This is a genomic window from Robinsoniella peoriensis, assembly GCF_000797495.1.
GTDB classification, from domain to species: Bacteria; Bacillota; Clostridia; order Lachnospirales; family Lachnospiraceae; genus Robinsoniella; species Robinsoniella peoriensis.
This window is the reverse complement of record NZ_JTGN01000011.1, coordinates 79292-94625: the sequence shown is the minus strand read 5'-3', so window position 1 is coordinate 94625 and position 15334 is coordinate 79292. Positions and strand designations below refer to the sequence as shown.

12 protein-coding genes are annotated in these 15334 nt (G+C 42.0%); 10 read left to right on the top strand and 2 right to left on the bottom strand.

All coding sequences use genetic code 11. The features are described from left to right. Positions 1 to 11: 11 nt before the first annotated feature. The 6 genes from QR40_RS20845 to QR40_RS20820 all read left to right on the top strand — a co-directional run bounded on the left by QR40_RS20845 (position 12) and on the right by QR40_RS20820 (position 7048). Positions 12 to 224 carry a FeoA family protein gene (locus tag QR40_RS20845; protein ID WP_027296882.1) on the top strand — a complete coding sequence of 71 codons (213 nt, stop codon included), beginning with the start codon at positions 12 to 14 and terminating at the stop codon, positions 222 to 224. 171 nt (positions 225 to 395) lie between these two features. After that, on the top strand, positions 396 to 833 hold the full coding sequence (locus QR40_RS20840) for a transcriptional repressor (protein WP_027296883.1): 438 nt from the start codon (positions 396 to 398) through the stop codon (positions 831 to 833). Positions 834 to 915: 82 nt separating this feature from the next. Continuing rightward, positions 916 to 1278 carry a metal-dependent transcriptional regulator gene (locus tag QR40_RS20835; protein ID WP_044296629.1) on the top strand — a complete coding sequence of 121 codons (363 nt, stop codon included), beginning with the start codon at positions 916 to 918 and terminating at the stop codon, positions 1276 to 1278. 144 nt (positions 1279 to 1422) lie between these two features. Continuing rightward, the gene (locus QR40_RS20830; RefSeq protein ID WP_027296885.1) at positions 1423 to 2934 is read left to right on the top strand and encodes a 4Fe-4S dicluster domain-containing protein; all 1512 of its coding nucleotides are present in this window, start codon (positions 1423 to 1425) and stop codon (positions 2932 to 2934) included. A gap of 18 nt (positions 2935 to 2952) precedes the next feature. Further along, positions 2953 to 3786 carry a tyrosine-protein phosphatase gene (locus tag QR40_RS20825; protein WP_052430974.1) on the top strand — a complete coding sequence of 278 codons (834 nt, stop codon included), beginning with the start codon at positions 2953 to 2955 and terminating at the stop codon, positions 3784 to 3786. Between the two features lie 7 nt (positions 3787 to 3793). Continuing rightward, positions 3794 to 7048 carry a DEAD/DEAH box helicase gene (locus tag QR40_RS20820; protein ID WP_044296628.1) on the top strand — a complete coding sequence of 1085 codons (3255 nt, stop codon included), beginning with the start codon at positions 3794 to 3796 and terminating at the stop codon, positions 7046 to 7048. Between the two features lie 120 nt (positions 7049 to 7168). Here the strand turns inward: QR40_RS20820 and QR40_RS20815 are convergent, their stop codons facing one another. Both QR40_RS20815 and QR40_RS20810 read right to left on the bottom strand, forming a co-directional pair. Further along, a complete protein-coding gene (locus QR40_RS20815) occupies positions 7169 to 9325 on the bottom strand; it encodes a glycogen debranching protein (protein ID WP_052430973.1) in 2157 nt (718 codons plus the stop codon). Positions 9326 to 9413: 88 nt separating this feature from the next. Next, positions 9414 to 10520: an Ig-like domain-containing protein gene (locus QR40_RS20810; RefSeq protein WP_044296627.1), complete on the bottom strand. Its 1107-nt coding sequence runs from the start codon at positions 10518 to 10520 to the stop codon at positions 9414 to 9416. 259 nt (positions 10521 to 10779) lie between these two features. Here QR40_RS20810 and QR40_RS20805 point away from each other — a divergent pair, with 259 nt between their 5' ends. The 4 genes from QR40_RS20805 (at position 10780) to QR40_RS20790 (ending at position 15278) form a co-directional block, all read left to right on the top strand. Continuing rightward, on the top strand, positions 10780 to 12165 hold the full coding sequence (locus tag QR40_RS20805; RefSeq protein ID WP_044296626.1) for a L,D-transpeptidase family protein: 1386 nt from the start codon (positions 10780 to 10782) through the stop codon (positions 12163 to 12165). Between the two features lie 262 nt (positions 12166 to 12427). Next, positions 12428 to 13720, top strand: a complete 1293-nt coding sequence (locus QR40_RS20800; protein WP_027296890.1) for a TrkH family potassium uptake protein — start codon at positions 12428 to 12430, stop codon at positions 13718 to 13720. Between the two features lie 26 nt (positions 13721 to 13746). Continuing rightward, on the top strand, positions 13747 to 14415 hold the full coding sequence (locus QR40_RS20795) for a potassium channel family protein (protein ID WP_027296891.1): 669 nt from the start codon (positions 13747 to 13749) through the stop codon (positions 14413 to 14415). Between the two features lie 59 nt (positions 14416 to 14474). After that, positions 14475 to 15278, top strand: coding sequence for a MerR family transcriptional regulator (locus tag QR40_RS20790; protein ID WP_044296625.1), 804 nt, complete (start codon positions 14475 to 14477; stop codon positions 15276 to 15278). Positions 15279 to 15334: the final 56 nt, after the last annotated feature.

The window sequence follows — 15334 nt, the reverse complement described above, 5'->3', positions numbered from 1 at the left end:
GGAGCGGTATTATGCCATTAGCGTTAGCAGCGTCCGGTGATAGAAGAATTGTAAAATCTTATTATGGTTCTGAAGAAATGAAGCGCCATCTGGAATCGCTTGGATTTGTCAAGGGACAGGAAGTCGAGGTTCTGGGGGAGAACGCCAGCGGAATGACCTTAATTATAAGGGGAACCCGTATAGCATTAAACCGCAGCCTTGCTCAGAAGATTATGGTGGAATAGTCTGTGACCATGCGGCTTCCATACAGAATCTATGTAAATAATGGTAAATTAGCAGAATAGATGTTATATTCTGCTAATTTTTACAGCAGTGGTTAGTTACAACTAACTGAAAAACAGCTGGCATAGATAACATTTACCTTTTAAAGTAAAAGAAAGACAGGAGTGATCTAGTTGAAACCAAAAGAATATGACAGTCAGCCGATTCAAAAGCTGATCAATAAAAAAGAACTAATCATAAATGAATTACGCAGCAAAGGGCTTCGAATCACGAAGCAGAGAAAATTAATCATTGATATTATACTGGATGAAGAATGTACCTGCTGTAAGGAAATATATTATCAGGCGCATGGCAAGGATTCTTCTATTGGGATCGCCACGGTATACCGGATGGTGAAAACTTTAGAGGAAATAGGAGCAATAGACAGAAGGAATATGTACCGACTATCCTATGATCAGGAGGCAGGTATTAATAATGGATGTACGATTTTATTAAAAAGTAATGCTACCATCCGTTTGTCCAGGGAACAATGGGCAGAGGTGCTGGAAACAGGATTAAAGAAAAAAGGATTTTTAGCAGAAGATAAAATAGAGGCGGTTTTAGTGCAATAAAGATAGAATATAAGAAAATTGCTGGACGAAAGCCTCCAAATCGTATATATTATAAGGTAATAACTATTGGAGGTGAAACTTGATGTACGAGTCCGGAGAGAATTATTTAGAGACGATATTAATGCTGAAAGAAAAGAACGGTACGGTTCGTTCAATCGACATTGCAAGAGAATTAGAATTTAGTAAGCCCAGTGTCAGCAGGGCAGTAGGAATTTTAAAGGAAAACGGATACATAACAGTAGAAAGCGGCGGAGAGTTAGAACTGACATCGGAAGGTTCTAAACTTGCGCAATCAATATATGAGCGACATAAACTTCTGACGGAGTTTCTGATGAAGGCTGCAGATGTATCAGAGGAAATTGCGGAAAAGGATGCATGTAAAATGGAGCATATCATAAGTCAGGAAGTGTTTCAGGGAATAAAAGAGTATCTGAGTAAGAGTTGACAGGGAAAGCAGGTTTCAACTTGTCACGAGGATAAAAATATGTTAATATAATAGAGCGGCAAGGAGGTCAGAGCGAAATAATGTCTGATCTTTTTTGCGTTTTTTACTATAAATAATAAAATGAATGGAGGATACGCAATGAAGATGCGAGGGATTTATACATCCGTTAACGATATTAGAAGACGAGTATTTACTGAAGTTGCAAGACTTTCGTATGAAGGCGGGGATTATTCCAGGATAGAAGAAGTTCCGTTTCAAATTATTCCGGGTGAAGTTGCTTCTTACCGGGAAAGTGTGTTTTTGGAAAGGGCTATTGTAGGAGAGAGGCTTCGCCTATCCATAGGCCTGCCGCTTCGTAAGATGACAGAACATGCACCTATATCAGATGGAATTGAAGAAAGTGCCATTGCAGAAAAGTATTACGATCCGCCCCTTGTAAATATAATAAAGTTTGCCTGTCATTCCTGTCCGGATAATGTAATCCGTGTAACAGATGCCTGTCAGGGGTGCCTTGCTCATCCGTGTGTGGAAGTGTGTCCCAAAGATGCGGTTTCCATAAAAGAGGGCAGATCCATTATTGACCAGGATAAATGCATTAAATGCGGCAAGTGCATTAAGGTATGCCCTTATAATGCCATTATGAAAATAGAACGCCCCTGTGCAAGAGTATGCGGGATGGATGCGATTGGTTCTGATGAACTTGGACGGGCAGATATTGATTATGATAAATGTGTTTCCTGCGGTATGTGCCTGGTAAACTGTCCGTTTGGTGCGATAGCAGATAAAGGCCAGATCTTCCAGACCATACAGGCAATTAAAAGTGATGTTCCGGTATATGCTGCGATTGCACCGGCATTTGTTGGGCAGTTCGGTCCAAAACTGACGCCGGAAAAACTGCGTGATGCATTTAAACAGCTGGGATTTGAAGATGTAGTGGAAGTTGCAATCGGAGCGGATCTGTGTACCATCGAAGAAGCCAAAGATTTCCTTGAAGAAGTTCCGGAGAAACAGCCATTTATGGCAACATCCTGTTGTCCGGCATGGTCTGTAATGGCGAAAAAACTCTATCCTGATCTGGCACCATACATTTCAATGGCATTAACCCCTATGGTTTTAACTGGCCGTTTAATCAAAAAGAAACATCCGGGCTGCAAGGTCGTATTTGTAGGTCCTTGTGCTGCGAAAAAGCTGGAAGCAAGCCGTAAATCTATCCGAAGTGATATTGATTTTGTATTGACTTTTGAAGAATTGATGGGTATGTTTGAAGCCCGGGATGTGGATTTTGATGCGATTACCAATGAAAGTAAACTGTCCGAATCCAGCGGTGACGGAAGAGGATTTGCAGTCAGCGGAGGTGTGGCGAATGCTGTTGTGAACTGTATAAAAGAGTTAGAACCTAACCGGGAAGTCAAAGTAGTGAGCGCAGAAGGCCTGCGGGACTGCAAAAAAATGCTGATGATGGCAAAAGCAGGAAAGTACAACGGGTATCTGTTGGAAGGAATGGCATGTCCGGGAGGATGCGTAGCAGGAGCCGGAACATTGCAGCCAATCATTAAGTCTTCCGCTGCAGTTAATATCAATAAAAAGAATGCACCTCACCAGGGGGTGTTGTCAAGCGATTATAAAGAGTATCTGGAAAAACTGGAAGAGGAATAGCAGTAAAGGAGGCAGGGGATGATGGTAAACGGACAGCGGATTGTGTTAGAAGGTGTACCCAATGCAAGAGACCTTGGCGGGTATTTGACGGAAGACGGCAGGGTGATTAAAACCCATAGACTTATACGTAGCGGAGCACTGTGGAATTTAACGAAGAAGGATCAGGAGATTCTGATCAGGGAATATGAAGTGAAAACGGATATTGATTTTCGTTCCCATATGGAAGCTGACCAGAAACCGGATCCACAGCTTCCCGGTGTGCGTTATGTGCAGATTCCTATTATCGACGAGTCGGCAGCAGGAATTACAAGGGAGAATGTGAACGGGCTGGAAGATATGATTCTAAAAGCCAGTGATTACATTCTGAAGAGCAGCAAAGCAGCCGGTGAATTTATGAAGAAGACCTACCGGGATCTGGTAACGAATGAATATTCCATAGCTCAGTACCGTAAATTTTTTGATACAGTATCCAGCCATGTGGAAGGTGCTGTACTGTGGCATTGCAGCGTGGGTAAAGACAGAGCCGGAGTCGGAGCGGCATTGGTTCTTCTTGCCCTCGGAGTGTCAAGAGATACGATTATGGAGGATTATTTGCGGACAAACCAGTTTCTGAAGGAAGAGACAGAGCATTTGATAGCGGCTGTGGCAAAAGTCCATAATAGTCCGGAGCTTTTAAAAGCAGCAGCTGAGATAAATGGTGTCTGCAGGGAATACCTGGAAACAGTATTTCAGGCTATGGACGAAAACTGGGGATCAGCCGATAAATTTTTAGAAGAACAGCTGGGACTCACTTCTGAGAAAAGAGAACAATGGACAGAGCGGTTTACTGAACTGCCTGAAATATACAGGTAATGGATAGATGAAGATTGATATTAAAACTATAAAAGATAACTGTTATAATAAATCTTATATCAAAGGTGTTTCGCTGAATGAAAATGGGATGGTCTACGGCGTACATTCCGATATGGATGAATCTTCCGGTATTTTTCATGCCAGCGGGGATGTGGAAGGAAGTTCCGGTACAGATTACCATGTCTGGTTTGATTATGATGTGGAATCAGAAGATTTCCTGGAGTATGAATGTGAATGTCCTGCATTTTTTAAATATCCAGGTATGTGCAAACATTGTGTGGCCCTTGCACTAAAGTATGCCTCATCCACCAAGTCTAAGGCACTGTATGATTTTGAAAAATTCAAAATTCAGCAGTTAAAGTCTAAAAAAGTTCATACGGCGCCGGAATTATCCAAGCTTATCTTTGAATATACCATGCAGAAGAAAGCACAGTTTCTGCAGCCGGATGTTACGGGTAATATAGATCTTGAGCCAACCCTGATACGGGACTATTCCGGTTGGTCACTGGGGTTTCGTGTCGGTGCAGAAAATAAATATGTTGTAAAGGATATCCATTCATTTCTGGAGGCGATAGACCGGAATGAAAAGGTGGATTATGGGAAAAAGTTAGGCTTTATCCATGAAATGGGTGCTTTTACAAAACAGGCGCAGGAGATCATTTCCTATCTGAAAAAGTATATAGGTGAGTACCGTTACTACCACAACAGCACTTATTATATGCCCAGTATGCGATATTTTAAAATATCGGATGAAGCAAGGGGGGCTTTTTTACACATGATGGTGGATAAGTCCTGTAATCTGGATGATTATCTGACCAGAGATAAGGAGTTATTTGTGGTAAAGGAAAATCCCACGCTGTATTTTGGATTGGAACGGTTGGGCGAAGGCGGAGGATTTTCCCTTGTGGTTCCGGAAGAGGAAGCGTTTCTGGGAAATGGGAAGCTGTATCTGCGAAGCGGCAGAACCGTATACGAGTGCGATGCCGATTTCACGCGGGAGATGGGGTCTGTCTGCAGAATAGGCAAGATCAATAAAGAAGTGGTTCTGGATGTGGAAGAAAAGGATATGAGTTCTTTTTGCAGTTCTTTACTGCCGGTTCTAAAAAAATATACACAGCTTAAAGTGGATGGGGATCTGGATAAATATATTCCCCATGAAGCACTTATTAAAATTTATATTGACTATGACCAGGGGTTTATTACCGCAAAAATGGAAGCGGAATATGGTGAAAAGGTCTATGATCTTACGGAACATTATGATTTCAGTAATGCTTTTCGGGATATTCAAAAAGAAGCGATGGCGGTAAAAACGGTTGAATCTTATTTTGAAGGGATCAGTACAGATAACCGTTTTTGGATTGATGAAGAAAATGAGGATATGGTTTACCATCTTCTGACTACCGGTATTTACCAGATAGAAAAAGCGGGAGAAGTATATATTTCGGAAGCTTTTCAGAAGCTTAAGGTTACCGGGGCCTCCAAGATTACAGTGGGAATTTCGGTAAAAGGCGGATTGCTGGATCTTCAGGTAGACGCGGGGAATCTTTCGAAAGAAGACCTGAAGGGGATGCTTCAGAGTTACCGTCAGAGAAAAAAATACCACCGATTAAAAAATGGTGATTTCATAGAACTTGAGGATAATGGACTGGCAGTTATATCTGAGCTGGCTGACGGACTGAACTTAAAAGCCGGAGAGATTTCCGGCGGATCTATTGAGATACCAAAATATCGGGCGTTTTATCTGGATCAGGTTCTGAAAAGTGAAGGTACGGAGGTTCATCGGGATGCATCATTTAAGTCTATGATCCGTAATATGAAGGATGTGGAAGACAGTGATTACGAAGTACCGGTTTCTTTGAAGAAGGTTATGAGAAATTACCAGAAGACGGGATTTCGATGGCTGTGTACACTGGATGCTATGGGATTTGGCGGGATATTAGCTGATGATATGGGGCTTGGAAAGACGCTTCAGATTATAGGTTTTCTCTTGAAGAAGAAAGAAGACAATGAGAAAAAAGAGCCCACCCTGATTGTATGTCCGGCCTCTCTTGTTTATAACTGGGAAAGTGAGATAGAGAAATTTGCACCGGATCTGAATGTATTAGTTTTGGCCGGGGGCATGGCAGAACGAAGAGATCTGCTAAGAGGATATAAGGATTTTGATGTTATCGTAACTTCCTATGATCTTTTAAAGCGTGATATCGAAGAATATGAGGGCAAACATTTTTTTGCCCAGGTAATTGACGAAGCACAAAATATTAAAAATCACACAACCCAGGCATCAAAGGCTGTTAAATTCATCCAGGCGGAAGTGAAATTTGCACTCACCGGAACCCCCATAGAAAATCGGTTGAGTGAGTTGTGGAGTATTTTTGATTATCTGATGCCGGGATTGCTGAACAGCTATGAAAAATTCAAAACAGAGTATGAAACACCAATCGTCCAGGCAAAGGATGAGATTGTGACCAGGCGTCTGCAGAAAATGATTAAGCCCTTTATTCTGCGGCGGCTTAAGTCTGAGGTATTAAAAGACCTTCCGGAAAAAGAAGAAAATGTTATTTATTCCAAATTGGAAGGAGAGCAGAATGAGCTCTACCGCGCCAATGTAAACAAGCTTTTGGAAACCCTTAATCAAACCAGCAAAGAAGAATTCCAAACTGGCAAAATACAGCTTCTGGCACAGCTTACCAGACTTCGCCAGGTCTGTTGTGCACCGTCACTGGTGTATGAGGATTATAAGGGGGGAGCGGCAAAACTGGATACCTGCATGGAATTGATAAAAAATGCAGTGGAAGGCGGTCACAAAATACTGGTATTTTCACAGTTTACAAGTCTTTTTGGGCTTCTGGAGAAAGAGCTGGAAAAGGCAAAAATCAGAAATTACAAACTTACCGGAGCAACTGCAAAATCCAGGAGGGCGCAATTGGTAGCGGAATTTAATGAAAATGATGTACCGGTATTCCTGATATCTTTGAAGGCGGGAGGAACGGGACTCAATCTCACCGGTGCAAGTATTGTAATTCATTTTGATCCCTGGTGGAATGTAGCGGCGCAGAATCAGGCAACTGACAGAGCACACAGGATTGGACAGAAGAATACGGTGAGTGTCTACAAACTAATAGCAAAAAATACCATTGAAGAAAAAATACTTCTGCTTCAGGAAGCGAAAAAGAATCTGTCAGATCAGATTATTTCGGAAGATGGCGTGTCCGTATCTAATTTATCAAAAGAAGATTTTATGGGTATATTGGAAACTGTTTAAGGTTTTATAATACAAAGAGTCAGCAGATACGCCGGGGTGGTGGTTATCTGCTGACTCTTTGCATGGCTGAAAATAATAATTGCGTAATATGAAATCATTATATTTATTCTACCTGAAAGTTTAATGATGATTCACTTGGGCGGCAGTAAACACGGCAACAGAACGTGGTTCCAGCCGGAAAGCATGATCTTCCATGACTGCCATATCAGAGGATTGGATGCATGTTCTCAGCGGATTTTCTTCGGCAGTATTGACTGCAAGCTGCCATTTCAGCGGCTCCTGCAATGAAGGAAGTGTGATAGTCAGTGGTTCCCAGTAAACATTGACAGCCAGATACACAATATCATCCCCTGACTCATCGGGAAGCCGTCCGGAAAACAAAATACCGATCATTTTTGATTCGGAAGTAACATGGCTTTCATAGGGATTTAACTGGTGAATACTGATGGCTTCCAGATTACAGAAACTGGGTGCGAGGCTGCATCTAATCGCAGGGTGGCTGCGGCGAAATGTTATCATATAGGAAAAAAAGTCAAACATATCCTGGTTTTTTTCCAGCAGAGTCCAATCCAGCCAGGAAATTTCATTATCCTGACAATAGGGATTATTGTTCCCAAACTGAGTATTGCAAAATTCATCTCCAGCCAGGAACATAGGGGTGCCACGGCTGCACATCAGTACGGCACAGGCATTTTTGATCATCCGGTGACGTAATTTTAAGACTTGCGGATCTGTGGTATCACCTTCTGCGCCGCAGTTCCAGCTGCGGTTATCATTGGTTCCATCCGTATTATTCCATCCGTTTGCTTCATTGTGCTTCTCATTATAAGAATAGAGATCATATAAGGTGAAACCGTCGTGGCAGGTCAGAAAATTAACAGATGCATTATAGCCCCGCTGTTTGGGGTCATAGAGGTCCGGAGAGCCGATAATGCGTTTAACGGCTTCAGGAGCAAGCCAGTAATCCCCTTTTAAAAAGCTCCGAAGATCATCCCGGTATTTTCCGTTCCATTCCGCCCAGCGGTGCCAGGACGGGAAGGTACCCACCTGATAGAGACCACCTGCATCCCAGGCTTCCGCAATCAGTTTTACATTGCCAAGTATCGGATCAAATGCAAGACTTTGCAGCAGCGGAGGTTTGCTCATTGGAGAACCGTCTTCGTTACGGCCCAGGATGGCAGCAAGGTCAAAGCGAAATCCGTCAACCCGGTAATTGGTGACCCAGTAGCGGAGACATTCCAGTATCATCTGCTGGACGATGGGGTGATTGCAGTTTAAGGTGTTGCCGCATCCGCTGAAGTTATAATATTTTCCGTCCGGCGTCAGCATATAATAGATATTGTTGTCAAATCCTTTAAAAGAAAAATACGGTCCGGCTTCATTTCCTTCTGCCGTATGATTAAAAACTACATCTAAAATTACTTCTATGCCGTTTTCATTGAGAGACTTTATCAGATTTTTAAGCTCCAGTCCTTCCTGGTTCGCTTCGTTATGGGAGGCGTAGCTGGTATTGGGAGAAAAAAAGCCCACGGTATTATAGCCCCAGTAGTTTAGAAGTTCTTTTCCGTTCACTTCCCTGCGGTCGCTCATTTCATCGAATTCGAAAATCGGCATCAGTTCAACCGCATTTATTCCCAGCCTTTTTAAATATGGAATTTTTTCCTTTAATCCGTCAAAAGTTCCCGGATGCTGAACTCCTGAGGAGATATGTTTTGTAAATCCCCGGATATGAAGCTCGTAGATGACCAGATCTTCCATTGTAATCAGGGGCTGACTGAAGTTGCCCCAGTCAAAGTTGTTTTTTACGACCCGTGCCCGGTACTGGACATCACATGAGGATTGCACACCCCACACACTTTGTCCGGTTACAGCTCTGGCATAGGGATCCAGCAGCGGCTTTGTCTTATCGAAAATGAACCCTTTTTCCGGCTGGTAAGGGCCATCCAGACGAAAGGCATACTCGAAATCCGCCATATTCAGACCAAATACAATCATAGAAAAGACATGCCCGATCTTATAAGTATCGGGGTATTTCAGGACGGCATAGGGTGAGCATTGTCCGGGATGGTAGAGCAGCAGTTCGCAGGAGACGGCATTATGGGAATGAACGGTAAAACTGATTCCACCCGGTATAGCAGTGGCGCCGTTAATTTCATAAAATCCTGGACGAACCTTGTATCCTTCTACTGTATCTAACGGAAGGAGATGGTTGCTCATCATAGAAGGCAGTACTTTTGTGGAATACTCTTTTGTTGAAATTACTGTGGATTTTTTCATTATTATACCCCCTGCATATCGCAGGTTCCGCCTGCGATACTGCATTATTAAGTAGTTAAAAAGATGCCGCATTGGCTGCGGCTGATGCTTATTTGCCGATAGCATCCAGAATATAGTCCAGTTCTTTGGCGCAGGTAGACCGTTCATAGTGAATACCGTCTATAGTCTCGAAGCCGGTTTTATTCAGATAGCGGTAGGTATTGATTACACTGGTGCCAAAAGCCGCTTTTAATTTACGGTTAAAAGTCCGGATCTGAGCATCTGTATGATAAGTGAAGGTGCTGTCCACAGGTGTAATAGTAGTAATATAAATTCTGGTTTGTGGATACTGATTCATAAGCTCCCGACAGAGGGCAATGTATCCTTCAATATCCTGCATATCGTTGACCCCCATGCAGATGACGGCAGTTCGTCCGGGATCTTTATCCAGGAACTTTTTTAATTCTACAAATGCGGTGTTTTGAAACCACGGAAGCCTTGCACCGCTTTTTGTAATAAATTGAATGTTTTTCGTACGGTCATCCAGGATCTGTTCTTTACCTTTTGTCCTGGAAGCTCCAACAAAGACAGTTGAGCTTTTTCCCTGTGCAGATCGATTACTTACACGTATGGTACAGGAGGCTGATGACGGATTTTTCACAGATGAAGCTGTTATAACAGCTGTTCCGGTCTGCAAAGCTTTTATATTGCCGGCGCTGTCAACCGACACTGTTGCGGGGGCGCTGGAAACAAATGTTACCCGGTCAGCTGCCATTATTTTCCCGTTTTTATAAGGAGTGATCTTATTTGACTCACCTGCAAAGAGGTTCTGTACATATTTTTTAAAGGTAATTTCTGGTTTTTTAGGGGACACAATTACCGTACATCTTGTTTTCACTGATGCAGCTCCTTTTACGGAGCAGACGATGACTGCTTTGCCAGGTTTTATACCGGTAATCAGTCCTTTGGAAGATATTTTAGCTACTTTCATATTAAGAGAGCGGTATTTTATCTTTTTTCTGGTGGCATTCTGCGGTACCACATGTGCAATACATTTTACTGTCTGGCCTTCTTTTACGGAAAGAGCAGGACGCTTTAATTTGATAGAGACAGGAGGAACTTTGGAAAACCTGCCTGCAGAGACATTCATATTAAGGGAAAAGAATGTGGTAAGTACCAGCAAAACGAGACACAATTTTTGGAATTTCTTATGCATGATTCAATCCTTCACTTGCTGTTAATATTTTATTCATAGATGTAACCCATTATACACAAGGAAAAAAGCATTAGCAACATCTATAATATGAACTTTTGCTTAAGTTTTCATACATGACTTTTATATATTAATCTGGTATGATATACTGTATGAGAGCCTGTCATGTAACGATCATGCAGCAGGCAGTTATCAAACATGTTCAGGCTAAAGAAAATCAGTGTATCGTGAGCTGAAAAAGTACGACATAAGGGGTGAAAAAATGAAGGGAAATACTAAGAAGAAAAAAATAATTTTAGGGGTAGTAATTGGATTTTTCGTGATTATAATTGGTGTTTACCTGGGAATTGCAGTTTATTTTACGAAGCATTTCTACGGCGGCACGGTTATAAACGGTCTGGATTGCAGTAATGCAACCGTTGCCCAGGTAGAGGATAAGATACAGGAGAGTATCCTTGTATACAATCTTACTTTAAAAGGACGTGATAACTTTGAAGAAGTGATTACGGCGGAACAGCTGGGTTTTCAGTACACAGATGAAGAACAGGAAGTAGAGAAGCTCTTAAAAGCCCAGGAGCCATTTTTATGGTTTTTACATATGGGAAAACAAGAGAATTACGAAACATCGGTTAATACTTCCTATGATAAAGAGCTGGTGTCTTCACTGGTTAAGAATTTAAAGTGTTTTAAGGATGGAAATATCGTGGAACCGAAAGATGCTTACATAGAAGAGACGGCCACCGGCTTTGAGATCGTCCCGGAAGTGGCGGGAAATACCATGGATCAGGAGCAGGTGAAACAGGCAATTATTGATGCGGTAGACAAACATAAAACAGAACTATCTTTTGAAGAAGCAGGACTTTACAAGAATCCTGAAGTCTACAGCAACAATGAAAAAATGGTTAATCAGGTGGAAGAACTCAACCGCTTAACCCAGGCAGAGATTACTTTCGATTTTGTTGACCGTAAGATGGTAGCAGACAGAGGTCAGATCAGAGAATGGCTGGTTGAAGGGGATAATGGAGAATACTCCATTGATGAAGATAAAGTAAGGCAGTGGGTCAATAAAATGGCGGCGGAAACGGATACGTTCGGACTCAGCAGGGAATTTAAGACCTCAAAAGGAGATACGATCACTTTGGAGGGCGGAGACTATGGCTGGGCGACGGATGTGGATGCTACAACCGAGATTTTATTAGAGGCTTTAAAAGCAGGCAAGGTGGAGACTCTGGAACCGGAATATGTCTATACCGCTATGGACCGGTCCACAAATGATATTGGTGATACTTACGTAGAGGTAAGCATTGAAGAACAGCGGATGTGGTGTTATAAAGACGGAGACCTGATTGTAGACACTCCGATTGTAACCGGAAACTCTTCCAAAGGATGGGATACGCCGAAGGGTGGATGCTGGGCAATAGATGCCAAGAAGCGTAACGCGATTCTAAAGGGAGAAGGTTATGCATCACCCGTAGATTACTGGCTGCCATTCAATGGGGACGTGGGTATCCATGACCTGAACCGTCCTGCATTTGGCGGAGAGATCTATAAGACAGATGGTTCTCATGGATGTGTGAACACGCCCTATGATAATGCAGAAAAAATTTATGAAGCAGTAGAGATTGGAACACCGGTTATTGTATATTAAAAAATACCTTGACGTTTTCTATACAGTTAAATATAATAGAGTCAAATAAATTTACTGATAAGTTAGAGAAAGGATTTTTGCAATATGGACAGTTCAGAAGATAATGATGGCATTTGTGATATATGCAGGGGACGTTTAGGGCAAAAACCTTAGAAAATAATGGAAAGAGGCATAATCTGATTTTTACGCAGATTATGTCTTTTTGTGCATTTTAAGTTTTTTGAGTTCGGTATTTGCATAATGAAATCACAGGAGGAACGAAATGAAATTTTTTAAAAAGCAATCACCGGGAAGGTTGATTGCGTTGGGATTTGCATTGGTTATTTTTGCAGGTGCTTTGATTTTGATGCTGCCCATATCGGTAAATGATGGGGCTGAAGTAAGTTTTATCAATGCCTTATTTACATCCACCAGCGCAGTCTGTGTAACGGGCTTAATTGCCATTGACACGGCAGAGCATTTTACAGTGTTTGGAAGAACGGTGGTGGCACTTCTGATTCAGATAGGCGGTTTAGGAGTTACGGCTGTCGGTGTTACTTTTATTCTTGCAGCCGGAAAACGTGTGGGAATTAAGGGGAGGCTTTTAGTAAAAGAAGCCATGAACCTGAACAGTTTTAAAGGCGTTGTGCGTCTGGTTAAGGCTGTGTTACTTATGACCCTGTGTTTTGAAGGAGCCGGAGTAATTTTAAGTTTTATTGTATTTGTACAGGATTTTCCACCGCTTGATGCACTTGGCATCAGTTTATTCCATTCGGTGGCAGCATTTAATAACTCCGGATTTGATATTCTGGGAGGATTACAAAACCTGATACCATATCAGAATAACGTACTTTTAAACCTGACTACCTGCGGGCTGATTATTTTTGGCGGTTTGGGATTTCTGGTTATTTTAGATATAATTAAGACACGTTCTTTTAAGAAACTAAGGCTTCATTCTAAAGTAGTTATTACCATGAGTATTTTCCTGCTGGCTATTGGTACGATTCTATTGAAGCTGACAGAAGATATCACCTGGCTGGGAGCATTTTTCCAGAGTGTTTCCGCACGTACAGCAGGATTTAGTACATATCCAATCGGCAGCTTTACAAATGCCGGGTTGTTTGTTCTGACTATTTTAATGTTTATCGGAGCTTCACCGGGATCTACCGGAGGCGGTATTAAAACCAGTACTTTTTTTGCATTGATGCAGGCTACCAAAAGCTCGGCTACGAATCAGCACAGTGCAGCATTTCGCCGTAAGATTCCCACAGAGGTAATCACAAAGGCTTTTATCATTACGTTCCTGGCGCTGCTTGTAGTATGTACCGGTACATTTGCACTATGTATTTTAGAGCCGGACTGTTCTTTTATTCAGTTGTTTTTTGAAGTGACGTCTGCATTTGGTACAGTGGGATTGTCTACGGGAATTACACCGGATCTTTGTGTGGCAAGTAAAGTGGTACTGATTATTACCATGTTTATCGGGAGGCTTGGACCGCTGACCATTGCATCTTTATGGGCATTTAAGGCAACTTCGAATGTAAGTTATACAGAAGAAACAATTATTATAGGTTAGCAATATAAAACAGAAAGGTTAACATTATGAGAAAAAATAGAGAAACATATTCCTATGGTATTATTGGGCTTGGAAGATTTGGGACGGCACTTGCCAAAACACTTGCAGAGGCAGGAGAAGAGGTTATCGTAATTGATAATACGGAAAGTAAAGTAAAAGAGCTGAGACAATTTACGGAAAATGCCTTTGTGGCGGAGACGCTTACCAAAGAAGTTCTGGAAGAAATTGGAATACAAAATTGTGATACGGTGGTAGTCTGCATAGGTGAGAAAATTGATACCAGTATTCTGACGACCCTGAATGTGGTAAGCCTGGGAGTACCCAGAGTCATTGCAAAGGCGATCAGCCCGGATCAGGGAGCTGTCCTTGAAAAAATAGGGGCACAGGTAGTATATCCGGAAAGTGATATGGCTGTGCGTCTGGCAAACAGGCTCCTGGCAAACAGTGTTTTAGATTACATTTCTTTAAATAATAATGTGGAAATTACAGAAATTAAATTATCCGGCTCCCTGGTGGACAAAAGTATCCTTGAAGCAGATCTTCGCCAGAAATATGGGCTGAATATCATTGCAATTGAGAGAGAGAATAAAACAGACATTGAGATAAACCCCAATTACCGTTTTTCGGAGGGAGACATTATTGTTGTAGTAGGGAAAAAAGATAATGTACAGAAATTTGAAGATTCATTGAATTAAAAGGATTGACATTCCACCGCGCAGGAAGGTTTACAATGAGTGTAACAGGGAGGCGGAACATGTATAAGATAAGTGAATTTTCTAAAATCACCCGGTTAACGGTGAAAGCGCTTCGTTATTATGACGAAGCGGGTATCTTAAAACCATCCCACAGAGCCGAAAACGGTTACCGTTATTACAGTGAGGTAGATTTTAAGAAAGCAGAACTGATTCAGTTTCTGCGAAATTTGAGTTTTGGTATTGCGGAAGTGAAGGATATTATGGAAAATTGCAGAAGTACAGAAGATATATCCTATTATCTGGAAGAAAAGCAGGATATGATCCGCAGGCAGATTCAAAAAGAAAAGGAACTTATCCGCCGGATGGACCGCTATTTGAAACCCAAAGACGCGGAGGTGGAATCTATGGAATATAAAATTGAGATCAAAAGTTTCCCTGCTGTCACAGCGGCATCGATAAGATTTAAGGGAAGGTATCAGGATATGGGCAAGTATATGGCTGAGATTTACAGGGAAATCAAGGGAAAAGGAGCCGGCGAACCATTTTGCTGTTACCATGACGATGATTTTAAAGAAGAAGCAGATATTGAGATCTGTGTGCCTGCAAAAGGTCTGACAGAGGGAAAGAATATCAGATCCAAACAGCTGCCGGCTGTAAATAAGGCAATCTGTACCATGCACACAGGTAGTTATGAAGGACTTCACAGAGCATACAAGGCATTGCTCGACTATGCCAGGGAGAAGGGTTATACTTGCATTACGCCTTCCAGAGAAGTGTATCATAGGGGACCTGGAATGATCTTTAAGGGAAATCCGAGTAAATATGTCACAGAGATCATCATTCCGGTGGAATATTCGGAATAGGAATCCGGGATTTCCGGAAAAATGAAAGCCCGTTACCGCATCAGGGGATTGCGAAA